Origin of the sequence: Actinokineospora spheciospongiae (genome assembly GCF_000564855.1) — a bacterium.
GTDB classification, from domain to species: domain Bacteria; phylum Actinomycetota; class Actinomycetes; order Mycobacteriales; family Pseudonocardiaceae; genus Actinokineospora; species Actinokineospora spheciospongiae.
Window position 1 is genome coordinate 1 of record NZ_AYXG01000165.1, and the last position, 21242, is coordinate 21242.

23 protein-coding genes and 1 pseudogene are annotated in these 21242 nt (G+C 73.0%); 11 read left to right on the plus strand and 13 right to left on the minus strand.

Annotated elements, in window-relative coordinates:
• Window positions 1–33: 33 nt before the first annotated feature.
• Window positions 34–1455, minus strand: a complete 1422-nt coding sequence (locus UO65_RS21355) for an alpha/beta hydrolase domain-containing protein (protein ID WP_233427782.1) — start codon at window positions 1453–1455, stop codon at window positions 34–36.
• Between the two features lie 205 nt (window positions 1456–1660).
• Entirely contained in the window at window positions 1661–2287 is a 627-nt protein-coding gene (locus UO65_RS21360) for a TetR/AcrR family transcriptional regulator (protein ID WP_035285492.1), read from the minus strand.
• Between the two features lie 105 nt (window positions 2288–2392).
• Between UO65_RS21360 and UO65_RS38705 the strand changes: the two genes are divergently transcribed.
• Genes UO65_RS38705 through crcB form a run of 3 tightly spaced genes read left to right on the plus strand, consistent with a single transcriptional unit; the run spans window position 2393 to window position 4102 of the window.
• Window positions 2393–3358, plus strand: coding sequence for a zinc-binding dehydrogenase (locus UO65_RS38705; protein ID WP_035285494.1), 966 nt, complete (start codon window positions 2393–2395; stop codon window positions 3356–3358).
• 37 nt (window positions 3359–3395) lie between these two features.
• The gene (locus UO65_RS21370) at window positions 3396–3758 is read left to right on the plus strand and encodes a fluoride efflux transporter FluC (RefSeq protein ID WP_035285497.1); all 363 of its coding nucleotides are present in this window, start codon (window positions 3396–3398) and stop codon (window positions 3756–3758) included.
• Complete coding sequence (gene crcB, locus UO65_RS21375; protein ID WP_035285499.1) at window positions 3755–4102, plus strand: fluoride efflux transporter CrcB; 348 nt, start codon at window positions 3755–3757, stop codon at window positions 4100–4102. The genes UO65_RS21370 and crcB overlap by 4 nt, the downstream gene beginning before the upstream one ends.
• On the opposite strand, the gene UO65_RS33520 is transcribed toward crcB, so the two are convergent.
• Both UO65_RS33520 and UO65_RS21385 read right to left on the minus strand, forming a co-directional pair.
• Window positions 4056–5249, minus strand: a complete 1194-nt coding sequence (locus UO65_RS33520; RefSeq protein WP_052021478.1) for an ATP-binding cassette domain-containing protein — start codon at window positions 5247–5249, stop codon at window positions 4056–4058. The two genes, crcB and UO65_RS33520, sit on opposite strands and share 47 nt — an antisense overlap.
• A gap of 368 nt (window positions 5250–5617) precedes the next feature.
• Window positions 5618–6073 (minus strand): winged helix-turn-helix transcriptional regulator, encoded by a 456-nt coding sequence (locus UO65_RS21385; protein WP_035285500.1) that lies wholly within the window; start codon window positions 6071–6073, stop codon window positions 5618–5620.
• Window positions 6074–6163: 90 nt separating this feature from the next.
• Here UO65_RS21385 and UO65_RS21390 point away from each other — a divergent pair, with 90 nt between their 5' ends.
• Window positions 6164–6547 carry a PPOX class F420-dependent oxidoreductase gene (locus UO65_RS21390; RefSeq protein WP_035285502.1) on the plus strand — a complete coding sequence of 128 codons (384 nt, stop codon included), beginning with the start codon at window positions 6164–6166 and terminating at the stop codon, window positions 6545–6547.
• Complete coding sequence (locus UO65_RS21395) at window positions 6544–6993, plus strand: VOC family protein (protein WP_035285503.1); 450 nt, start codon at window positions 6544–6546, stop codon at window positions 6991–6993. Before UO65_RS21390 ends, UO65_RS21395 begins: the two co-directional genes overlap by 4 nt.
• 10 nt (window positions 6994–7003) lie before the next feature.
• Here the strand turns inward: UO65_RS21395 and UO65_RS21400 are convergent, their stop codons facing one another.
• Together UO65_RS21400 and UO65_RS21405 are read right to left on the minus strand one after the other, a co-directional pair.
• On the minus strand, window positions 7004–7474 hold the full coding sequence (locus UO65_RS21400) for a hypothetical protein (protein WP_035285505.1): 471 nt from the start codon (window positions 7472–7474) through the stop codon (window positions 7004–7006).
• A 221-nt stretch (window positions 7475–7695) separates the two neighbouring features.
• The gene (locus UO65_RS21405) at window positions 7696–8490 is read right to left on the minus strand and encodes a helix-turn-helix domain-containing protein (RefSeq protein ID WP_035285507.1); all 795 of its coding nucleotides are present in this window, start codon (window positions 8488–8490) and stop codon (window positions 7696–7698) included.
• 188 nt (window positions 8491–8678) lie between these two features.
• Between UO65_RS21405 and UO65_RS21410 the strand changes: the two genes are divergently transcribed.
• Both UO65_RS21410 and UO65_RS21415 read left to right on the plus strand, forming a co-directional pair.
• Window positions 8679–9524, plus strand: coding sequence for a helix-turn-helix domain-containing protein (locus tag UO65_RS21410; RefSeq protein ID WP_035285510.1), 846 nt, complete (start codon window positions 8679–8681; stop codon window positions 9522–9524).
• Entirely contained in the window at window positions 9521–9703 is a 183-nt protein-coding gene (locus UO65_RS21415) for a DUF397 domain-containing protein (protein ID WP_035285513.1), read from the plus strand. Before UO65_RS21410 ends, UO65_RS21415 begins: the two co-directional genes overlap by 4 nt.
• Before the next feature lie 294 nt (window positions 9704–9997).
• On the opposite strand, the pseudogene UO65_RS21420 reads toward UO65_RS21415, so the two are convergent.
• A pseudogene (locus tag UO65_RS21420) lies at window positions 9998–11464 on the minus strand (FAD-dependent monooxygenase); the annotation flags it as partial.
• A gap of 78 nt (window positions 11465–11542) precedes the next feature.
• On the opposite strand from UO65_RS21420, the gene UO65_RS21425 reads away from it, so the two are divergent.
• Window positions 11543–12130 (plus strand): TetR/AcrR family transcriptional regulator, encoded by a 588-nt coding sequence (locus UO65_RS21425; RefSeq protein ID WP_035285517.1) that lies wholly within the window; start codon window positions 11543–11545, stop codon window positions 12128–12130.
• A gap of 110 nt (window positions 12131–12240) precedes the next feature.
• Here UO65_RS21425 and UO65_RS21430 read toward each other — a convergent pair whose 3' ends face one another.
• The gene (locus UO65_RS21430; protein WP_035285519.1) at window positions 12241–12804 is read right to left on the minus strand and encodes a TetR/AcrR family transcriptional regulator; all 564 of its coding nucleotides are present in this window, start codon (window positions 12802–12804) and stop codon (window positions 12241–12243) included.
• 72 nt (window positions 12805–12876) lie between these two features.
• On the opposite strand from UO65_RS21430, the gene UO65_RS21435 reads away from it, so the two are divergent.
• Both UO65_RS21435 and UO65_RS21440 read left to right on the plus strand, forming a co-directional pair.
• Window positions 12877–13575 carry an SDR family NAD(P)-dependent oxidoreductase gene (locus tag UO65_RS21435; RefSeq protein WP_035285522.1) on the plus strand — a complete coding sequence of 233 codons (699 nt, stop codon included), beginning with the start codon at window positions 12877–12879 and terminating at the stop codon, window positions 13573–13575.
• The gene (locus UO65_RS21440) at window positions 13572–14537 is read left to right on the plus strand and encodes an amidohydrolase family protein (RefSeq protein ID WP_233427783.1); all 966 of its coding nucleotides are present in this window, start codon (window positions 13572–13574) and stop codon (window positions 14535–14537) included. Before UO65_RS21435 ends, UO65_RS21440 begins: the two co-directional genes overlap by 4 nt.
• An 84-nt stretch (window positions 14538–14621) precedes the next feature.
• On the opposite strand, the gene UO65_RS21445 is transcribed toward UO65_RS21440, so the two are convergent.
• The gene (locus UO65_RS21445; RefSeq protein ID WP_035285525.1) at window positions 14622–15278 is read right to left on the minus strand and encodes a hypothetical protein; all 657 of its coding nucleotides are present in this window, start codon (window positions 15276–15278) and stop codon (window positions 14622–14624) included.
• Window positions 15279–15557: 279 nt separating this feature from the next.
• Between UO65_RS21445 and lysA the strand changes: the two genes are divergently transcribed.
• Entirely contained in the window at window positions 15558–16853 is a 1296-nt protein-coding gene (lysA, locus tag UO65_RS21450) for a diaminopimelate decarboxylase (protein ID WP_035285528.1), read from the plus strand.
• Here lysA and UO65_RS21455 read toward each other — a convergent pair whose 3' ends face one another.
• The 4 genes from UO65_RS21455 to UO65_RS21470 form a co-directional block, all read right to left on the minus strand.
• Window positions 16854–17387: a PH domain-containing protein gene (locus UO65_RS21455; protein ID WP_161784492.1), complete on the minus strand. Its 534-nt coding sequence runs from the start codon at window positions 17385–17387 to the stop codon at window positions 16854–16856.
• 168 nt (window positions 17388–17555) lie between these two features.
• A complete protein-coding gene (locus tag UO65_RS21460) occupies window positions 17556–18233 on the minus strand; it encodes a response regulator (protein ID WP_035285531.1) in 678 nt (225 codons plus the stop codon).
• Window positions 18230–20707 (minus strand): sensor histidine kinase, encoded by a 2478-nt coding sequence (locus UO65_RS21465; RefSeq protein WP_052021481.1) that lies wholly within the window; start codon window positions 20705–20707, stop codon window positions 18230–18232. Before UO65_RS21465 ends, UO65_RS21460 begins: the two co-directional genes overlap by 4 nt.
• Window positions 20697–21239: a potassium-transporting ATPase subunit C gene (locus UO65_RS21470; RefSeq protein WP_035285655.1), complete on the minus strand. Its 543-nt coding sequence runs from the start codon at window positions 21237–21239 to the stop codon at window positions 20697–20699. Before UO65_RS21470 ends, UO65_RS21465 begins: the two co-directional genes overlap by 11 nt.
• Between the last annotated feature and the right edge of the window lie 3 nt (window positions 21240–21242).

The window sequence follows — 21242 nt, forward strand, 5'->3', positions numbered from 1 at the left end:
CGGGGATGGAGGACCTTCGGCCGGGGCTCCCGATCAGGGGATGGCGGCGGCCTGGGCGCGGGCGACTGCCTCCGCGCGGTCCTCGGGGAGGAGGAAGCCGAACCGGACGGCCACGTCGGCCGCGTCGGTGAACTTGGTGACGTACGCCTCGTGGGTGGGGTAGAGCTGCTTGAGGCGGTCGGCGGTGAACGGCTTGGTGGTGCCCAGCAGCAGGCAGGCGCCGGTGACGTTGCCGCCGCTGTTGTTGGGGCCGTACGCGGCGACCGGGGTCACCAGGTCGGGCAGGCGCACGCCGCCGAGGGCGTTGCCGTCCTTGTCGCGCTGGATGAGGGTGCCGAACCAGGCGTCGATCGGCTGGGCGCTGGGCGGCGGCGGCCCGCCCTGTGCCCAGGACTCCAGGTGGGAGAAGGCGGCGTTCTCGGCGTAGCGGAAGGTCATCGAGTTGATCGGGGTGTCGCAGTACGTCGCGGCACCGTCGTTGATCGCCTTGTCGCGGGCGTTGACCGGGTTGTAGGTGTCCAGCCCGTACTGGTCGGCGTGGGCGGTGCCCGCCACCTCCCAGGTGCGCACCCGGTCGGTGTTCTGCCGGGCCGAGGACGACAGCGGGACGTCGGTCTCGGACTGGAGGACGAAGACCGGGACGTTCAGGTCGGCACGGATCTTCGCCGAGATCGGCGGGAGGCCGCCCGCGATGGCCGCGGCGCCGCCGCTGCGCCCGTGGACCATGATGCCGTCGAACACGTCGTCCTTGGGCTGGATGGCGTTGGCGTAGGTGACGAGCCTGCCCGCGGACTGCGAGTGCCCGGAGGCCAGGACCGTGCGCGGGGTGCCGCCGCCGATGATCGACGGGTTCGCCCGGACCGCGCGGGCCGCCTGCGACAGCACGTCGTAGGAGATGGTGTCGTTGGGCAGGTCCACCCCGGCGTAGCGGTCGGGGTCGAGCTGGGTCAGCTTGTCCGCGCCGCGCTTCTGGGCGGTGACGCCGATGTAGGCGTAGCCCTCGCGGGCGAAGTGCTCGTAGGACTGGGACAGGTCGACGGGGATGTCCACGCCGAAGCTGACGTTGAGCCACTCGACGACGACGGTGCCGTTGAACTTCGCCGGGTCGCTGGGCCGCTCGACGAGGAGCCGGGTGGTGTAGGCGGTCCCGGTCCCGGTGACCTTGGTGTTCCACCGGCCGTCGTCGGTCCACAGCCCCGACTGGTCGTAGGTGGTGGCGGTGCCGGACATCAGGTACTCGTCCTCGGTGTACCCGAGCCGGTCGAGGTCGACGATCCCCTCGGCTCCGCTGAGCGGGTGCCCGCCGCCCGCCCCGGGGGCGATCCTGGTGACGGTCGGCTCCCCGGCCGCCTGCGCCGCGTCGGCACCCGGCACCCCGACGGCGACCACGCCCGCCGCCACGCAGGACACCACGGCCGCTGCCCACGGCCACTTGGAGCGGAACCTCGCACCCATGCCTTCTCCGACCTCCGGGTCGCCGCACTGGTTGGTCATCGAAGTGTTGCACCCCCGATACCGCGCCGCAATCGTTGTGCGCCAAGGAAAGTTGTCATTTCGTGCTTGGTCCGGCGGTGTTTTCCCGCATCGCGCGAGCGGGTTCGCCCCCGGTTGACACCTCGCCGCGCGGGACCTGGCAGGAGCGTGACAACCGCGGGCCGGATCAGCGCGAGACCCTGCGCAGCCTGCCCCGCAGCGCCCGCCGGGCCACCGGCCCCAGGTCGTCGACGACCTCGACCAGGACGGCCAGCCGGTCCAGGGCGTCCAGGGCGGCCGCGGCGCCGCCGGGGTCGACGCCCTCGTACAGCTCCAGGCCGATGAAGGCCGCGCTCACCGCCCTGGCCAGCCCGGCCGTGTCGAGGACCTCCGCCGCGGGCGAGTCGGCCAGCAGCCGCACCAGCGCCGCCTCGATCGGGTCGATCCACAGCCGCAGCGCCGCCGCGGTCGCCTCGGCCAGGGACGGGTCGGTCTGCGCGCCCGCGAGCAGTTGCGCCAGCACCGCCACGTTGCCCGCCGCGCGCTCCTCCGCGTGCAGGGCCAGGCCCAGGGCGAGCAGGCCGCGCAGGTCGGCCACGGCGGCGATCCGGTCGGCGAACCGGGCGACCCTGGCCTCGGTGTTGGCCAGGCAGGCGGCCCGCAGCAGGTCGTGCACGGTGCCGAAGTGGTAGAAGACCAGCGCCTGGTTGACCCCCGCGGTGGCGGCGATGGTGCGGGCCGAGGTCCCGGCGAAGCCGTGCGCGCGGATCGTCTCGATGGCACCGTCGATCAGGCGCCCGCGGGTGTCGGCCATGGGCCCACGGTAGCGCCGGTAGCGTGGCCGGGCGGGCGGGGATTCCCCCCGGGTCGGGAGCGCCCGGAGCGGACCCCGGCACCAGGGGATCGAGGAGGCACCGGAGTGCGGGCAGTGCGGTTCCACGAGTTCGGCGACCCGGGGGTGCTGCGGCTGGAGGACGTGGCGGACCCGGTGCCCGCGGCGGACGAGGTGCTGGTCCGGGTCGAGGCGGCGGGGACGTCCTACTTGGACGCGCAACTGCGGGCGGGGTCGGCCGCGACGCGGTGGTTCCCGATGCCCGGTCTGCCGTGGAGCCCGGGGTTCCAGGTGGCGGGCGCGGTGGTCGCGGCGGCGGACCCCGGGCTCATCGGCACCCGGGTGGTGGCGGGCCTGTGCGGCGGCGGGTACGCGGAGCTGGCGGCGGTGCCGGTGGCGTCGCTGGTGCGGCTGCCGCCGGGGGTGGGCGTCGAGCGGGCGGTGGCGCTCAACGGGCACGGGGCGATGGCGGTCGGGCTGATGGAGACCGGGCTGCCCGCCGCCGGTGAGGTGGTGCTGGTGCTGGCGGCGGCCGGGGGCGTCGGCGGGCTGGTGGTGCAGTTGGCGAAGCGGGCGGGCGCGGTCGTGGTGGGGGCGGCGGGCGGGCCGGAGAAGTGCGCGACCGCGGCGGCCCTGGGCGCCGACCACGTCGTCGACTACTCGCGCCCGGACTGGGCGGACCGGGTCCGGGCCCTGGTCAGCCCGGTGGCCCTGCTCTTCGACGGCGTCGGCGGGCACCTCAGCGCGACCGCGATGGGCCTGCTGGCCCCGGGCACCGGCCGCGCGGTCGTGCACGGCACGGCGGCGTCGAACTCCCCCGGGTTCACCGCCGCGGACGTCCTCGTGCACGGCCTGACGGTCACCGGTTTCGGCCCCCGGGTGGCCCACGAACCGGCCCGCGCCATGGGTCTGCGCACCGAGGCCATGCGCCTGGGTGTCCTGGGGCTGCTCAACCCGATCACCGCCCCGCCCGTGCCCCTGGCCGAGGCGGCGACCGCCCACCGGCTCCTGGAGGCCCGCCGGACGATCGGCACCGTGGTCCTCACCCCCTGAACCACCCGCGCGGTCTCGGAACTGGTAAGAGGCAGCCATGCGCATCAACGCCGCCGTCCTGGCGGCCGTCTCGGCGGGCGGGGTGCTCGGCGCCCTGGCCCGGTACGGGCTGGGCACGCTGCTCCCGGCGCCCTGGGCCACCTGGCTGGTCAACGTGAGCGGGTGCCTGCTGATCGGCGCGCTGATGGCGGTGATCACCCGCACCGGCCCGCACAGCCCGCTGCTGCGCCCGTTCCTCGGGGTCGGGTTCCTCGGCGGCTACACGACCTTCTCCACCGCCGTGGTCGACACGGTGCACCTGCCGCCGCCGACCGCGCTGCTCTACCTGTTCGGCACCCTCTTCGCCGCCGTGCCCGCGGTGGCGCTGGGCTGGGCCGCGGCGGCGAAGGTGCTCCGGTGACCGCGCTGCTGGTGGCCCTGGGGGCGGCGGTCGGGGCGCCGCTGCGGTACCTGGTCGACCAGGCCGTGCAGCGCCGGAGCGGGGGGCGGTTCCCGCTCGGGACGCTCGTGGTCAACGTGGTGGGCAGCCTGGTCCTGGGTTTCCTGGTGGGCCTGCCGGTGTCGACACCGCTGATGGCGTTGCTGGGCACCGGGTTCTGCGGCGCGCTGACCACCTACTCCACGTTCGGCTTCGAGACGTTCCGGCTGCTCCAGGGCGGCCGGTGGGTGGCGGCGGTCGGCAACGCCGCCGTCAGCCTCACCCTCGGGCTGGGGGCGGCGTTCCTGGGGTTGTCGCTGGCTTGACCACGCAACCGCTGCACGCGGTGGCGGCCGGGGTGCGGTAGTGCAGGCAGCAGCTACGCCGCCTCCCGTCCTCGGCCAGCGCCGCCGCCAGCTCGGGGATCGCGGTCAACCGCTCGGCGGGGGCGTTCGGCACGGCCCGCAGCGCGGAGGCCAGCGACGAGGCGGCGTTGCCCCACAGCAACCCCCGCGCGATCCGGGTCGTGGCGTGCAGGGCGTCGTGCAGGGGCCGCAGCAGGTCGTCGACGACGACGCGGGTCAGCAGCGGGACCGGGTCGGCGGCCGTCCAGCCGCTGGGGTCGGGCAGGCTCAACCGCAGGGTGGTGGTCGGGTCCAGCCGCACCCGCAGCCGGTCCAGGTCGGGCACCAGCCCCGGCGCGGCCAGCGCCAGCGACCACACCCCGGCCACCAGCCGGTAGTGCAGCAGCGACGCCGCCACCCGGGTCTCGCGCACCCCCAGCTCCCCGGCGACCTCGTCGACGTGCGCGGCGAGCAGCGCCCGGTCGGCCAGCAGCGCCCGCAGCGCGACGCCGTCCCCGGTGTCGGTGTCGGTATCGCTGACGTAGCGGCACCGGGTGGCCGCGTCGGTCACCGCCGCCCGCACCCGCCCCGGGTCCGCCCGGCGCGCCCCGGCGCCGGGCGCGAAGGCGGCGGCGATGTGCCCCGCCTCGGTGAGGCGGGCGGGGGTGCCGGTGCGCACGAGGCCGTCGGGGGTCAGCAGCCACAGCGTGTCGCCCGCGGCCACGGCCAGGTCGGGGTCACGGGTGCCGACCACCACTGCGGCGTCGTGCCGGGCGGCCAGCTCGCGCAGGCGGGCGGTGAGGCGGGCCCGGGCCGGGCCGTCGAGGGCGGGGTCCGACTGGTCCAGCAGCAGCAGGCCGGGGCAGGCGGGGACCTCGTCGCCGGGCAGCAGGGCGACCAGGCGGGAGCGTTCGGCCGGGGCGAGCGCGTCCAGGTCGGCGCCGTCGAGGCACACGCGCCCGGCGAGGGCGGGGCTGCCGCCCGCCAGCGTGCGCAGCAGGGTCGACTTGCCCACGCCCGCGGGCCCGAGGACGACCGTGACCGCGCCCGCCCTGGCGTGGGCGGTGACCCCGCTGAAGAGGACGTGGTCGTCGTACCCGACGGTCAGGTTTATCAGGTGAACGCACATGCCACACATTCCGTTGCTCGACGCGGTTGGCCCGGGAAAGCGCTCGATAAAGCTTTCCCGGGAATTGCGCCCGGAGTGACGGAATCGCATTCCAACACTGTCACCGCCCCACCGGGTGAAGCGGCGACGCGCACGGATGCGTTGCACGGCATGACAAAGGGCCTTCCAAGGGAATTTCGGCCGGGTTCAACCGAATGATGACGATCTTCCCTGGAATCGGCACGGTGAAGTGTTGTGGATCACACCGTCCAGGTGAAACAGTGGGATTCCGCTTCCATTCCGATAACCGCCGGAACTTTTCCGGCGCCCGGCCCGACCCGCGCGGCGCGGCCGGGGCGCGGGTTGAGCGGGCGGAGCCGGTCCACCGCCTACGGCCGGGCCGCGCCCGGACCGGGGAGCAGGTCGATGTCGCCCGCGTGCATCGGCAGGCCGCAGTGCGCGCACCGCAGGTCGACGGCGGCGACCTGCCCGCAGGCGTGGTGGCGGTAGAGGACCGGCGGGCCCGCCTGGCCCGCGAGCCACCTGTCGCCCCAGCCGACCATCACCATGAGCACGTCGACGAGTTCGGTCCCCTTGTCGGTGAGGACGTACTCGTACCGCGGCCGCCGGTCGTAGGGGCGGCGTTCGAGGACGCCGCGGTCGACGAGGTGGTTGAGCCGTTCGGTCAGCACCTTGCGGGAGATGCCGAGGTCGGCCTGGAGTTGCTCGAACCGGGAGAGGCCGACCCAGACGTCGCGCAGGATCAAGGGGGACCACGGCTCCCCGATGACGTCGAGCGTCCGCGCGATCGAGCAGGCCATCCCGCTGAAGTCCGTCCGTTGCATGGGAGCAGTCTAACGTTCAGGGTTCCCTGAGGGAACTCCGACTGCTACGGTAACGGAGTCTTCTCAAGGAACCCCGAAGGAGAACCCCCGATGCTGACCCCCGCCGTGCGCCGAGCCCTCGACGGCACCTCGCTGGCCCACCTGGCCACCGTCCTGCCCGACGGATCGCCGCACACCACCCCGCTCTGGATCGGCACCCACGACGACCACGTCGTCTTCTTCACCGGCCCGGACTCCCGCAAGGCCCGCAACCTGCGCCGCGACCCCCGGGTGGCGCTGTCCCTGACCACCCCGGACAACCCCTACGAACCCATCACCGTCCGCGGCCGCGTCACCACCTGGCTCGACGGCGACGCGGCCTGGGCGATCATCGACCGGATCGCCACCAAGTACACCGGTCAGCCGTACTCGCGCGACGAAGACCGCGTCGTCGCGGTCATCGCCCCCGACCGCCAGGCGGTGGGCGTCGGATGAGCGGCGTGCGGCGGTTCGACCACGTCGGCGTCGTCGTGGACGACCTGGACCTGGTCGCGGGGTTCTTCGTCGACCTCGGGTTCGAGCGCGGCGACCCGATGCGCGTCGAGGGCGGGTGGGTGGACCGGATCGTCGGCCTCGACGGGGTCCGGGCGGACATGGTGCCCGTCAACGCCCCGGACGGCGGCGGGTGGCTGGAGCTGACCAAGTTCCACCGGCCGGTCGACCCGGCGCCCGCGCAGGGCCCGCAGGCCAACCGCCTGGGCTTGCGGCACGTCGCCTGCGTCGTCGACGACCTCGACGGTGTTGTCGAACGGTTGCGGGACAAGGGGTGGGGCACGGTCGGCGACGTCGTCGACCACGAGAACACCTTCCGCCTCTGCTACGTCGGCGGGCCCGAGGGGCTCATCGTGGAACTGGCCGAGCGGGTCGAGGCGGCGGCCTGAGCGGGGTTGGTCAGTACTTCTGGAGGAGGAAGTAGGTCTGGAGGGAGTTCGTCGAGCAGTTGGTGGTGTTCGTGGTGGCCGAGTAGGTGTAGCCGGGGGGCACGTTGCACGACCAGACCCCGGTCAGGTTGCGGCGGACCGGGTCGAGCACGGTGAACTCCGCGACGTACTGCGAGGTGCCGCAGGCGGTCGTGTTCGTCATGCGGGCGATGGCGAAGTTCGGCGGGACCCAGCACACGGTCGAGTTGCTGATGTCGAGGTTCGTGTAGTCCGAGAGCGTGAACTCGGTGGCGTACTGCGAGGTGCCGCACCTGGTCGACCAGGAAACGCGCGAGTAGGTGTACCCGGACGGCACCCAGCACGCCTGGGTGCCGTGCAGGCTCGTGGTCCCGGCCGCGTCGGCGGAACCGCCCAGCAGGACCGAGAACCCGGCGGCCAGGGTGGCGACCAGCATGCCCGCGAACCGCTTCTCGCGCCCCATCGTCTTCCCCTCGTCCGATCCTCCCGGCGACCTGCCGCCGCCGGGAGCCAGTCGATCACCAGGCGCGTCGGGGAGGTACCTCTGAAAGACGCAACGGGGTTCATCCCCAACGGAATTCACCCTGTGTTCACCGCCTTGCCCACGCCTCTTCCCGACCCGGCGGAGGCGTTGACCGGTGCTGCGGATCACCGCCTCCGAGCACTCCGCGTCCGCCCACCGGCTCAAGCGCCCCCGGCCGCGAGCAGGTGGCGCAGAGTGTCCCGGGTCGCGGGGGTGGTGAGGGCGGTGGCGTCGAGGTGGCGCAGGAACTCGGCGTGCCGGGCGGTGGCGGTGGGGTTCTCCAGCAGGAGGTCGGTGCCGAGCTGTTCGATGTGGACGATCGGCGGGAAGTGGCCGGTGGTCAGGACCCGGAAGCCGGGGTGCGGAGCGGTGGAGCCTGGGAGCAGGCGGATTCTCGGCAGGTGGTCGTCCAGCAGGTGGTGGAGTTGGTCGCGCAGGACTTCGCCGGTGAGGGCGGGGTGGCGCAGCACCCGGGGGTGCAGGAGGAACCGGCTGATCCGCAGCGCGGCTTGGTGCCCGGGCCGCGGGTCGGCCGACTGCTCGACGGCGCGGTCGTAGGCGGCGGTGCGCAGCGGTCGGGGGATCAGGTCGGAAGCGAACCAGGTGATGGCGTCGGCGATGGCCTCGACGTCGTGCACGATGGTCCGGCCGCCGCCGGGGTGGATGATCCACTCGGTGCGGTCGGCGGTGGCCCGCCGCTCGTAGAGCACGGGGCGGCGGGCGGCGGGGACGTCCAGCACCGCGCACAGCCCACCGATCTCCAGGGCGGTCGGCACCCGGCGGCCCGTCATGACCCGGTTGACCATCGCCGGGGACATCGACATGGCCTGGGCGAGGTCCCGGGTGCTGAACCCGCGCGCCCGCCGGGCTTCGTCGAGTTCACGCGCGAGCAGCAGGCCGCGCAGGGTCTTGGCCCGGGAGAGGTCGTTGTCCTGCGGTCGGCTGGTTGTGTTCACTGTGGACATGGTGCTGTTCCTCGGTGGGTTCGTGCCCGGCGGCGGACACCGGCGCGACCGCGCGGGTCGGGTGTCCCACCTCCCGTACGGGAGGTGACTTACGTAAGCACAATGTGCTCACGTAAGCAATGGGAACCACCCGATCAGGGCATGGTCGGCCTGCATCAGCCAGGGCCTAGGCTGCTTACATGTCTGAAAGCACGACCGCGGCGGCCCGCGAGCTGGGCGCCGACCTGAAGCGACTCCGCACGGCGGCCGATCACACGCTGCGCTCCCTGGCGGACGTCGTCGGGTTCTCCGACACGAAGCTGTCGTTCTGGGAGCAGGGCTCCCGCCTGCCCGCCGTCGACGACCTGACCATGGTGCTGACCGTGCTGGGGGTCGAGGCCGACGAGCGGGACCGCCTGCTCGGACTGCGCCAGCAGGCCGCCTCGCCGGGGGAACTGGTCGCGGGCTCCCCCACCATCGGCCCGCAGTTGGCCAAGTTTGTGGACATGGAGCAATCCGCCCGCCGCGTCACCGAGGTCAGCCTCGCCCTCCTGCCCGGCCTGTTGCAGACCGAAGCCTATGCCCGTGCGGTCCTCGGCAGCGAGCCTGAGTCGGAGACCAAGATCCGCCTCCGGATGGACAGGCAGCGCATCCTGACCCGTGACAACCCACTGGAGTTCTGCGCCCTGATCGATGACACCGCCTTGGTCCGGCCGATCGGTTCCCGCGCGGTCATGGCAGAGCAGTTGCAACACCTCATCACCTTGGCGCACCTGCCGAACGTGACGATCCAGGTGGTGCCGTCCGCAGCGCCCGGTTACTCGCGCCACCTCGCCGGGATCTTCATCCTGCTGGAGTTCGCCACCGCACCGCCGATCGTGCACCTGGAGCACTTCGCCGCTTCTTCCTCGCTGTGGCGCACGCCAGATGTCAGCGCGTACCAATCCGCAGTCGAGGAGATCACTCGGCGAGCCCATACACCGGACCAATCACTGGAAATCATCGCCAAGCTCGGCGATGACCTGGCACTGAACGGAGACCGATGAACACCCCGCACGGCTCGGATGCGACTCGCTGGCGCACGGCGAGCACGACCAACAACACCTGCGTCGAACTGGCCCACCACGGCCACGGCATCCGCGACAGCAAGAACCACGACCAACTCCACGGCATCGACACCCGCGCCCTCCTGCGCGCCGTGACCACCGACCTGCTCACCCGCTAGCCCCCGCACGGCGGGCGGGGCACCACCGACCGGGTGATGCCCCGCTCGCCCCCATCCGGCGGGCGGCCTTCACCGGTGACCTCTCCGCCTTCCCCACCGATGCGGACAACGCCGCGTAGACGGGGACGGCCACACCGCCTTCTTCAACGACCCGACCACCCGGGATGCCGCCGTGTCGTTCCTGATCACCGGGCAACCGCGCTGAAGCCCGGCGAGATCACCGACCTGGCCGACCTGGCCACGCACCCCGTACGGGGCCGGAACAAGCCGCAGTCGCAGAAGGCGCCAACCATCCTACGTGACAGTGCGGATGGGGTCGGCTTTTCCGCAGAAGGCGGCCAGGTACGCGGTGACAGTGGCTGCGTCCTCCGTGCGGTGTCCGATGTGGCCGTCCGGGCGGACCAGGACGAACTCACCGTCGCGCGCCTGGTACGCCGAGCGTGCCGCCGCGTGCGGGTCGAGCAGGTCGGTGCCGATCGAGTGGGCGTTGACCCCGGCGATGTCGGGCAGTGGGCCGCCGCCGAACCGGTAGAGCGTCCAGTCGCCGCCGCGCTGCAACTCGAACAACCGCACCGGGCGTCCGTCGGGCCGGGCGCAGGTGGCGTCGGGGCTGCGGTCACCCGGGTGCGGACCCGCGCCGTTCCAGGCGGGGCTGAGCGGGCCGCCGCGGTAGGTGATCCCCAGGCCGGACATCGCGTCGGAGTCGGACACCTCGAACTGCGCGAAGCGCGTCAACAGTTCCCTGGACAGGCCCAGAACCGCCGCCGCCACCGGCAGCCGCTCTTGTTCGTAGGTGTCCAGCAGGAGTTCGGGTGCGCCCCGCAGGACCGAGGCCAGCTTCCAGCCGAGGTTGATCCCGTCGTGGACGCCGGTGTTCATGCCCTGCGCCCCGGCAGGCGCGTGGACGTGGGCCGCGTCTCCGGCGAGCAGGACGCGCCCGACGCGGAAGCGGTCCACCATCCGCTCGTTGTAGCGCCACCGCGACGTCCAGAGAGCTTCGCGGAGGGTCACGACTCCCGGGCCGCACGCGTCGTCGACGAGCGCCTGGAAGGTGGCGAGGGTCGGCTCGACGTCGCCGTCGCTCTCGTTGATCTCGGCTTGGAGCACGAACGAGTCGGTCGCGGGCAGCGGCACCAGCGACAGGCGTTGACCGCCGGAGCGGTGCCGGGCGTGCCACCAGTCGCGGTCGACGCCGTCGAGTCGGAAGTCCCCGAGCAGCATCTGCTGTTCTTCGCGGGTCACGCCGAGGAACGACACCCCCGCGAGCTTGCGGACGGTGCTGGACCCGCCATCCGCGCCGATGAGCCAGTCGGCGCGCAGGTGCTCGCCGGAGGAGAGTTCGACGGTGACGCCGTCCTCGCCGGGCCGCATCCCGGTCAGGCGTGTGCCGAACTCGACGCTGACGCCGTATCCCGCGAGCAGGGCGCGCAGGGTTTCCTCCAGCCGCCACTGCGGCAGGACCATCGAGCGGGCGAACGGTGTGGTCGGCGCCTGGTCGGCCCCCTTGCCCATGTCGTGCTCGTGCACGGTGCCGTCGGGGTCCACGCGGCGGATCACCAGGCGCGACCGGCCCGCGGCGAGCAAGCGCCCTGCCACCCCGAAGCCGTCCAGGAGTTCGAGCGTGCGCGGCTGCACGCCCTTGCCGCGGCTCCCGACCTGCGGTCGGGATCGGGCTTCGACCAGGCGCACCCGCACACCTCGGCGAGCCAGGGTGGCCGCGGCGATCAGGCCGGTCGGGCCTGCTCCCACGACGAGAACTTCGACAGTGGCGGTCGTGCCCCCAACGTAACACTAACACGTTAGTTTTTCATAACACGTTAGTGTTGTTACTCTGGTTCGATGGACTCGCAGGTGGGGCGCCGTGAGCGCAAGAAGGCGGCGACGCGGAGCCACATCGCGGAGGTCGCGCTGCGCCTGTTCGCGGAACACGGGTACGACGAGGTGGGCCTGCGCGACGTGGCCCGGGAGGCGGACGTCGCCGTGACCACCGTGTTCGCGCACTTCTCGTCGAAGGAGGCGTTGGTCTTCGACGAGGATGAGACCCACGAAGAACAACTGGTCGGCGCCGTGGTGAACCGGAGCGCCGACCAGTCGCTGCTCGACGCGCTGCGCGCCCAAGCCCTGCACTCGGCCCAGTGGTTCCGGACACCGAAGTCCACCACGTTCTGGGCCCTCGTCGAGAGTTCGGCCGCGCTGCGCGGCTACGCCGCCCACATGCGGGCGCGGCACGAACAAGCCCTCGTCGCCGCCATCGCCGCCGACCCCCAGGCGCCCGCGTCCGCCATCGCCTGCCGGGCACTCGCCCGCTTCGCCCTGGACGTCCACTCCCTGGCCCGGGACGCCCAGGACCCGACTGCCGCGGTCGAGGAATCCTTCGACCTCATCGAGCACGGCTTCGCGTCCGCGATCGGGCGAGGCGGCAGGTGAGGTTCCCCCGGTGTTCGTGTTCGCACGAACCGCCGTCGATCGACACTCGCCTGACCGACGCGACGCCCTAGGAGTCGATCCGCGGAGGTGGCAACGGTGGGCCGACGCCCTCAGGGCGCGGTGGGCCCGTCCCCGTCGACCTTCAAGGTCTCCACCAGCCAGGGGCGCACGACCGCCCGGATGTCCTCCGCGGAGATGCGGGTCAACGCGTCCAGCTTGAGGAAGTGCCGCGCGACCGTCAGGCCGAGGATGCCCGCGACGGCGAGACCGGCGCGCAACTCGGCGTCGGGGGCGTCACTGGCGCGCGCGAGGTTGCGGGTCCGCTCGTCCAGGAACGCCTTCATCGCCGCCGTGGCCTCCGGTGCGGTGAGCATGGACCGCACCAGGGCGCGGGTCTCGGGGGGCGGCTCGTCGAGGCGGACGTCGAGCACGTCGAACAGGTGCTGCTCGATGTCGTCGACCGCCCCGTCGTCGAGTTCGATCGCCACCGCGAACAGGGCGGCCTTGGACCCGTAGTGCTGGATGACCAGTGACGGGTCGACCCCGGCGCGCTGCGCGATGGCGCGCACCGTCGTCGCCTCCAGGCCGCGCTCGCCGAACTCGGCCTGGGCGGCTTTGCGGATGCGCTCGGCGGTGGCGGCCCGCTTGGCCGCGCGGGTCGTGGGTTCGTTCACAGCGCTCACTCTACAAGCGTTGAGCGAGTCTGGTAGTTTCGCTCAACAGAGCATGAGCGAAAGGGGCTCTTCATGGCTGACAAGCACACCGAGGTCCTGCTGATCGGCGCCTCGCGCGGTCTGGGCCTGGCGATCGCCGCCGAATACCTCGAGCGCGGGTCGCGGGTCGTCGCCACCGTCCGGGGCGACGGGCGCACCGCGCTGCACGACCTGCGCGACGGCGCGGACGGGCGGCTGGAGATCGAGCACGTGGACATCACCGACGAGGGGCAGGTGGGAGCACTGCGCGAGCGCTTGGCGGACCGGACCTTCGACCTGCTGTTCGTCAACGCGGGCGTGACGAACGCGCGCGAGGAGACCAGCGCCGACGTGAGCACCGAGGTGTTCACCCGGCTGATGCTCACCAACGCGCTGAGCCCGTTGCGCGTGGTCGAGGCACTGGGCGACCTCGTTCCCGCCGACGGGACCATTGCCGTCATGTCCTCCGGGCAGGGCAGCGTCGCCAACAACGAGCGCGGCGGCTTCGAGGTCTACCGGGCCAGCAAGTCGGCGCTCAACCAGTTGATGCGCAGCTACGCGGCACGCCACCGCGACGACCCGCGCACCCTGCTGCTCCTGGCGCCCGGCTGGGTGCGGACTGAACTCGGCGGACCCGACGCCGTCCTCACCGTGCGGGAGAGCATCCCGCGACTGGTGTCCGTTGTGGACTCCCAGCGCGGGCACGGGGGGCTGCGGTTCCTCGACTACCGCGGTGAGGTGGTGGCGTGGTGAACCCGCTGATCGCGATCGAGGAGCACTGGATGCCGCCGGAGCTGGCGGCGGCGCTGGCCGGGCGCGACGACAGCCTGGCCTTCAACGAGCGCGGCGACACCGCCCAGCGCCTCGCCGACCTCGACGCCGGGCGCATCGCCACCATGGACGCCCAGGGCATCGACGTCTCGATCATCGCGCTGACACCACCCGGCACCCAGGCGCTGCCCGCCCACGACGCCGTGCGGCTGAGCCGGGCCGCCAACGACGCCGCCGCCGAAGCCGTGCGGCGCAACCCGACCCGGCTGCGCGCACTGTCCACACTGCCGATGTCGGCACCGGAGGCCGTGGCGGCCGAACTCGAACGCGCCGCCGACCTCGGGCACGTCGGCACGATGGTCTACGGCCGCTCCGGCGACCTGCTGCTCGACGACCCGGTCTACGAACCGTTCCTCGCCACCGCCGAACGCCTGCGGCAACCGGTGTTCATCCACCCCCAACTCCCCTCACCGGCACAGCGCGACGCGGCCTACCGGGGGTTCGACGCCACCACCGACCTCGCCCTCGCCACCTTCGGCTGGGGCTGGCACGTCGACGCCGGGCTCGCCGCCCTGCGGCTGATCCTGCGCGGCATGTTCGACCGGCACCCCGACCTGCGGATCGTGCTGGGCCACTGGGGCGAACTGCTGCCGTTCTGGCTCGACCGCGCCGACAGCCTGTCGCGCGTCGCGGGCCTGGATCGGACGGTGTCGGACTGCGTGCGCACGAACGTGCACCTGACCGCGTCGGGCATGCTCAACCCCGCCCTGCTGCACCACGTCCAGACCGTGACGACGCCGGACCGGTTGATCTTCTCCACCGACTACCCGTTCCAGCAGCCGACCCGCACGGAGATCTCGGCGTTCCTCGACCTCTTCCCCGACGACGAGCGCGCGCTGTTCACGACGCGCAACGCGGCCTCGTTGTTCGACCTCGACCTCTGAGGAGGGGAACGCCGAGGTGGGCGGGCCGGGCACGACCGCGTGCGACCGGGTCCGGGGACCCGGTCGCACAACCGGTCGACCGGGTCAGGCGCAGGTCGCGGGGTCGACGGCGAGCACCGGGTCCGTCCGGGGACGACCGGTGAACTCGACCGTGTCCCGCGTGGTCAGCGCGCCGTCGCGGAGGGTGTGGGCGGTGCGGGTGCCGGAGTAGGTGAGCCGGTCGGCCGGGGCGCCGAGGTCGTCGGCCTCGGCGGCGACGGTGTCGAAGGTGCGGGCCTCGTCGTCGGCGGTGCAGCGGTAGCCCAGGTGGGTGGCGATGCCGCCGCCCTCGGCGAAGGAGAAGGGCTGGTTGTCGTCGCCGACGACCTGGCTCAGGGCGTGGCCGTCGAAGTGCACGGCGGTGAAGTGGGTGGTGTTGGCGCCGACGGACCGGGTGACGACCAGTTCGGCCCGGCCGTCGCCGTTGAGGTCGGCCACGCGCGGGGCCTCGAAGGGGGCCGTGCTGTCGGCGGGGAGGGTGATCGAGGCGCGGACCCCGTCCACCGTCGCCCAGATGACCTGCTCGTGATCGCCGGTCAACTGGGCGTTGACGCTTTCGATCTCCCCGTCGCCGTCCAGGTCGGCGACCGTGGTGACCGGGTCCGCGAGCGGGGCGGCCCCGGCCGGGACGACGGTGGCCAGGCCCAGTGCGGCGGCGAAGCCGGTGATGGTGGCGGTGCGGATGAGTCCGGTGCGGTCCATGAACTCTGCCTTCCTCTCCGTGTGGTGATTTCTTGCCCGGAAGTGCTGACATGAAGAAAGACGGCCACGGACGGGAAGGGTGCAGTGCCGGTGTGATGTGTCACACGCGTGCAACCCATGATTTCCCGCCTGGGGTTTCACCCCCGTGTCGTCCGGGTCACCCCACCGTCAGGAACGCGACAAGATGAGCCGCCCCGGCGTCAAGGTCGCATTGCGACAGTCGCCGGGGGACGGGTCGCGGGCGTGTGCTGTCGGCAGGCACACGGAGGAGGGAACACGGTGACACTGGCGGAAATACTGCCCAGCCTGGGCGCGCTGGACCCGCTGCCGCGCGGCGGGTTGTGGCCCGAGGGCACCCGGGTCGGCCCCGACGGGGACCTGCTGGTCGGCGGGGTGTCGATGAGCGGGGTGGCGGCCCGGTTCGGCACCCCGTGCCACGTCTTGGACGAGCCGCACGCCCGGGCCCGGGCCCGGGAGTTCCGGGCCGCGCTGCCCGAGGCGGAAGTGCTGTTCGCGGGCAAGTCGTCCCCGGTCCGCGCGGTCTACCGGTGGATGGCGGAGGAGGGCCTGTCGCTGGACGTGTGCTCGGCCGGGGAGGTCGAGGTGGCCAGGGCGGCGGGGGTGCCCGGCGCGCGGGTGCTGCTGCACGGCAACGCCAAGACCGACGACGACCTCAAGGCCGCCCTGGCGCACGGCGTCCGCCGGATCGTGGTGGACTCCCCCGCCGAGGTCGACACGCTCGGGGCGCTGTGCCCGGCCGGGCAGGAAGTCCTCATCCGGGTCATCCCCGGCGTGGACGCGCGGACGCACCGCGCGATCACCACCGGGGTCAGCGGCCAGAAGTTCGGTGTGGCCCCGGAAGCGCTGCCCGCGGTGGTCGACCGGATCGCCGCGCACCCGAACCTGCGCCTGGTCGGCCTGCACTGCCACATCGGTTCCCAGGTGGGCAGGGTCGCGGCGTACGAGGAGGCGGTGCGCCGGATGGTGTCGCTGTTCCCCGGCCCGCTCACCACCCTGGACCTGGGCGGCGGCTTCGCGGCACCGTACCGACCGGGTGAATCCACCTTCGACATCACCGGCCTGGCCAACCGGGTGCGCATCGCCCTGCGCCAGGAGTGCGCCGCCCGGCGCCTGCCCGTGCCGAACCTGCTGATCGAACCGGGTCGCGCGGTCATCGCCAACGCGGGCCTCACCCTGTACCGGGTGGTGGCGGTGAAACCCGGGTTCGTCGCGGTCGACGGCGGCATGAGCGACAACCCCCGGCCTTCCCTGTACGGCGCCCGCTACGCGCCCCGGCTCATCGGCCGCGCCAGCGGCGCCCGCCGCGTCCCGACCGCGGTCGTGGGCCGCCACTGCGAGGCCGGGGACCTCATCGCCGAGGACGTCGCCCTGCCGCAGGACGTGCACCCCGGCGACGTCCTCGCCGTCCCCGCCACCGGCGCCTACCACTACGCGATGGCCAGCAACTACAACATGACGCCTCGCGCGGCGGTCGTGTCGGTGCGCGACGGGCAAACGGACCTGCGGGTCCGCCGGGAGACGATCAGCGACCTGCTGCGCCGCGACCTGGGCTGATCAGGTGGAGAACCAGCACACGAGAAGGGCGGCGGCGTAGAGCGCCAGGAACGGCAGCGGCGTCAACTCGACCGACCTCGTGACCGCGAGGTCGGTCGGGTCGCCCGCCCGCTGCGCCGCCTCGATCTCCCTCGCCAGCAAGCGCTGCTGCGGGTTGCCCCGGAGGTTCCCCGCGATCGACCACCCGGCGGCGGCGGGGCGCACGTTCGCCGAGCCGCGCACGTGGATCAGCACGTCTTCCTTGGCGACGACGGCGATCACCGCCGCCCAGGGGATGCGGTGGCGGAGGGCCATGTTGACGACCTCCAGGCCGGTGCTGCGCACGACCACCCGGGACTGGCCCGCGGCGAGCCACATGCCCCAGCACGCCAGCGACAGGACGAGCGTCGCCTGGGCCATGTAGGAGAAGCCGACGCCCTCAGGCGGGTTGACCGCGAGCCACAGGGTTCCCGCGGCTGTGCCGATCACGCAGGCGATGGCGAAGCGGTGTTCGAGCTTGCGCCGCACCACGGTGATGACCTCGCCGTCCCGCATCGGCATCCCTCCTGCTGCGCTGTCGGTCGGGTTCTGCCGGTGGGGTCGGACACGCGCCTCACGGCCCGAACAGCCTCGCACGTGATCGCCACCCGAGCACACCCCGTCTGCGCAGCCGGGCAGGCGTTCGCGGGGTGCCCGCCCGCCGTGTCGGGTGGGTGGGTGGGGTCAGGGTTGGAAGCGGTAGCCCATGCCGGGTTCGGTGATCAGGTGGCGGGGGTGGGCCGGGTCGCGTTCGAGCTTGCGGCGCAACTGGGCCAGGTACACCCGCAGGTAGTGCGTCTCGGCCGTGTAGGTCGGGCCCCAGACCTCCGTCAGCAGCCTGCGCTGGGCGATGAGGTGGCCCGGGTTGCGGACCAGGATCTCCAGGATGCCCCACTCGGTCGGGGTGAGGTGGACCTCCGCGCCGTCGCGGTGGACCCGTTTGGCGGTCAGGTCCACCGTGAAGGCTTCTGCCTCGACCACGGGTTCGCCGCCGGGGAGGTGGGTGGAGCGGCGGAGGGCGGCGCGGAGGCGGGCGAGGAGTTCGTCCATGCCGAAGGGTTTGGTCACGTAGTCGTCCGCGCCAGCGTCGAGGGCGGCGACCTTGCGGGTGGAGTCGGTGCCCGCCGAGAGGACGATGATGGGGACCGGGTTCCAGCCGCGCAGGCCCGTGATGACGTCGACGCCGTCGAGGTCGGGGAGGCCGAGGTCGAGCAGGACCAGGTCGGGGCGGTTGTCGGCGGCGAGGTCGAGGGCGCTGCGGCCGGTGTGGGCCACCAGCACGTCGTAGCCCCGGGCGGCCAGGTTGATCCGGAGGGCGCGGGCGATCTGCGGTTCGTCGTCGACGACGAGGACTCGGGTCACGACGTCACCACCGGCAGGGACACCACGACGGTCAGGCCGCCGCCGGGGGTGTCCTCCAGGGCGATGTCGCCCGCCATGGCCTCGACGAAGCCCTTGGCGACGCTGAGGCCGAGGCCGGTGCCGCTCACCCGGTCCCCCAATCGCCGGAACGGTGCGAACACCACGTCTCCCGTCTTCTTCGGCAGGCCGGGGCCGGAGTCGGTGACCCGCAGCTCGACCCGCGACCCGTGGGCGCTGGCCCGCACCGCGACCCCGGTGCGGCCGTGGCGCAGGGCGTTGTCGACCAGGTTGGCCACCACCCGCTCCAGCAGCCCCAGGTCGGCGAGCACCAGCGGCAGTCCCTCGTCGACGTCGACGGTGACCGCCGCGCGTTCGTCGATGCCCGCCAGTGCCCGGGCGACGACCTCGTAGTACCCGACCGGGCGCAGGGTCGGCCGGACCGTGCCGGTGGCGAGGCGGGTGGAGTCGAGAAGGTTGTCCACCAGGCCGGTCAGGCGGTCGGCCGATTCCTCCACCGTGGCCATGAGTTCTCCGGTGTCCTCTTCGGACAGGGTCAGCGACCGGTCGCGCAGGCTGCCGATGGCGGCCTTGATGGAGGTGAGCGGGGTGCGCAGGTCGTGGCCGACCGCCGAGAGCAGTGCCGTCCGCAGTTCGGTGTCCGCGGCCTTGCGCTGGGCCTGCGACTTCTCCTCGGTGAGCTGCTGCTGCCGCAGCGCCAGGAACGCCTGACCCGCCGCCGCGGCGAGCACCCGCTGGTCGTGCGCGGGCAGGGCGCGTCCGCGCAGCACCAGCCGCACGTCCTCGCGCACCGGCACGTCCGCGTCCGGGTCGCCCTCGCACGCGTCGCCCGCGATCCGCACCCACCCGGTTTCGCGCCACTCCTGCAACGCGACCGCCTCCAGGGCGAAGTTCTCCCGCACCTTCTCCAGCAGCCGGTTCACCGGGTCGGGGCCTGCGAGCACGGTCCTGGCGTAGGAGGCCAGCAGCGCCGCCTCGGTGCGCGCCCTGGCCGCCTGGGTGGCCAGCCTGCTCGCCCGGTCCACCACGACCGCCACCAACCCGGCCACGACCACCAACGCGACCAGCGCGACCACGTTCTCCGGGCTCGCCACCAGCAGGCTGCGGTAGGGCGGGGTGAAGAAGTAGTTGAGCAGACCCGCCGCCAGGAACGCCGAGAGCAGCGCGGGCCACACGCCGCCGAGCACCGCCACCGCGCAGGTCGCCAGGATGAACGCCGCCAGGTCCGTCGAGTACCCCACCGACTCCTGCCACAGCAGCCCCAGCAGGGTCACCAGCCCCGGCAGGGCGATCGTGGCGACCCACCCCAGCGGCCTGCCTCGGCGCGCGGGCCGCGCCCGGGTCCGCCGGGCCCGCGGGTGGGTGACCATGTGCACGTCGATCGAGCCGGAGGCGGCGATGACGGCCGCGCCGATCCCCTCGTCGAACACCCTGGCCAGCCGTGGGCGGCGCGAGGTTCCCAGCACGAGTTGGGTGGCGTTGACGCCGCGGGCGAAGTCCAGCAGCGCCGTCGGCACGTCGTCGCCGACCACGGAGTGGAACGTGGCCGACAGGTCCAGGGCGGTGCGGCGGCACCCGGCGAGCGCGTCCGGTGCCGCCCCGGCCAGGCCGTCGCCGCGCAGCACGTGCACCACCAGCAGGTCCGCGCCCGCGCGCAGCGCGATCCGGCGGGCGCGGCGGATCAGCGTCTCGCTCTCCGGGCCGCCGGTGACCGCCACCACGACCCGCTCGCGGGCCTCCCAGGTGTCGGTGATGTCCTGCTCGGCCCGGTAGCGCTGCAACGCCACGTCGACCTGGTCGGCGACCCACAGCAGCGCCAGTTCGCGCAGCGCGGTGAGGTTGCCGACCCGGAAGTAGTTGCCCAGCGCGGCGTCGACCCTGTCCGCGGCGTAGACGTTGCCGTGGGCGAGCCTGCGCCGCAGCGCCTGCGGGGTGAGGTCCACCAGCTCGATCTGCTCGGCCCGGCGCACCACCTCGTCGGGCACCGTCTCGCGCTGCGGCACCCCGGTGATCCGGGTGACGACGTCGTTGAGGGATTCCAGGTGCTGCACGTTGACCGCGGACAGGACGTCGATCCCCGCGTCGAGGAGTTCCTCGACGTCCTGCCAGCGCTTGGCGTTGCGCGAACCGGGGGCGTTGGTGTGCGCCAGCTCGTCGACCACGGCCACCTCCGGTGCCCTGGCCAGCAGGGCGTCGAGGTCCAGTTCCCCGGCGCCGGGGCCGCCGGGGCGCCGGGGCAGCACCTCCAGGCCCGCGACCAGCTCGGCGGTCTTCTCCCGGCCGTGCGCCTCGACCAGCCCGACCACGACGTCGGTGCCGCGCTCGCGGCGGCGGCGCGCCTCGCCCAGCGCGGCGAACGTCTTGCCGACACCGGGCGCGGCCCCGAGGTAGATGCGCAGCTCACCGCGCTTGACTCGCTCCACGCCCCGAGTCTGCGCGCCCCGCTCAGCCACCATCGGTCAGGGCCCGGTTCAGGGCGGTGACGTTCACCGTCACCTCGCCGACGAAGCCGAGACCGCGCCGGGAGGTGTGCTCGGCGACCAGCTTGCGCACCCACCGCTCGGACAGGCCGCGTTCCCGCGCAACCCGGGGAACCTGCAGGTCGGCGTAGGCGGGGCTGATGTGCGGGTCGAGCCCGGAGGCCGACGCGGTCACCGCGTCCTGGGGCACCCGGTCCTCGGCCACGCCCTCGCGCCGGGCCACCTCGGTGCGGCGGTCGGCCACCACCCGGTCGTAGTCGGGGTTCACCTGGGACTTGTTGGAACCACCCGATGCGGGCAACGTCGCGGCGGACGGTCGCAAGTGGAACCAGCCGTCGCCTTCCCGGGCGACACCCACCAGTGTGGTGTTGACGGCTTCGGCGTTGTCGTGCAGGCCGGGGAGCCTGCTGACCGCCCACACGCCCGCCGGGTAGAGGACGCCGGTGACGACGGTCAGCACGAGCAGGAGGCGCAGCCCGGCCAGGGCCTGCTTGACGAGAGTGGACACGCG

What these genes read in the sequence shown, in the direction of transcription:
- UO65_RS21355 (WP_233427782.1), bottom strand. Translation starts at nt 1,455, where the DNA reads ATGGGTGCGAGGTTCCGCTCCAAGTGGCCGTGGGCAGCGGCCGTGGTG.
- UO65_RS21360 (WP_035285492.1), bottom strand. Translation starts at nt 2,287, where the DNA reads ATGGCCGACACCCGCGGGCGCCTGATCGACGGTGCCATCGAGACGATC.
- UO65_RS21370 (WP_035285497.1), top strand. Translation starts at nt 3,396, where the DNA reads ATGCGCATCAACGCCGCCGTCCTGGCGGCCGTCTCGGCGGGCGGGGTG.
- UO65_RS33520 (WP_052021478.1), bottom strand. Translation starts at nt 5,249, where the DNA reads ATGTGCGTTCACCTGATAAACCTGACCGTCGGGTACGACGACCACGTC.
- UO65_RS21385 (WP_035285500.1), bottom strand. Translation starts at nt 6,073, where the DNA reads ATGCAACGGACGGACTTCAGCGGGATGGCCTGCTCGATCGCGCGGACG.
- UO65_RS21390 (WP_035285502.1), top strand. Translation starts at nt 6,164, where the DNA reads ATGCTGACCCCCGCCGTGCGCCGAGCCCTCGACGGCACCTCGCTGGCC.
- UO65_RS21395 (WP_035285503.1), top strand. Translation starts at nt 6,544, where the DNA reads ATGAGCGGCGTGCGGCGGTTCGACCACGTCGGCGTCGTCGTGGACGAC.
- UO65_RS21400 (WP_035285505.1), bottom strand. Translation starts at nt 7,474, where the DNA reads ATGGGGCGCGAGAAGCGGTTCGCGGGCATGCTGGTCGCCACCCTGGCC.
- UO65_RS21410 (WP_035285510.1), top strand. Translation starts at nt 8,679, where the DNA reads ATGTCTGAAAGCACGACCGCGGCGGCCCGCGAGCTGGGCGCCGACCTG.
- UO65_RS21415 (WP_035285513.1), top strand. Translation starts at nt 9,521, where the DNA reads ATGAACACCCCGCACGGCTCGGATGCGACTCGCTGGCGCACGGCGAGC.
- UO65_RS21425 (WP_035285517.1), top strand. Translation starts at nt 11,543, where the DNA reads ATGGACTCGCAGGTGGGGCGCCGTGAGCGCAAGAAGGCGGCGACGCGG.
- UO65_RS21435 (WP_035285522.1), top strand. Translation starts at nt 12,877, where the DNA reads ATGGCTGACAAGCACACCGAGGTCCTGCTGATCGGCGCCTCGCGCGGT.
- UO65_RS21445 (WP_035285525.1), bottom strand. Translation starts at nt 15,278, where the DNA reads ATGGACCGCACCGGACTCATCCGCACCGCCACCATCACCGGCTTCGCC.
- UO65_RS21455 (WP_161784492.1), bottom strand. Translation starts at nt 17,387, where the DNA reads ATGCGGGACGGCGAGGTCATCACCGTGGTGCGGCGCAAGCTCGAACAC.
- UO65_RS21465 (WP_052021481.1), bottom strand. Translation starts at nt 20,707, where the DNA reads ATGGTGGCTGAGCGGGGCGCGCAGACTCGGGGCGTGGAGCGAGTCAAG.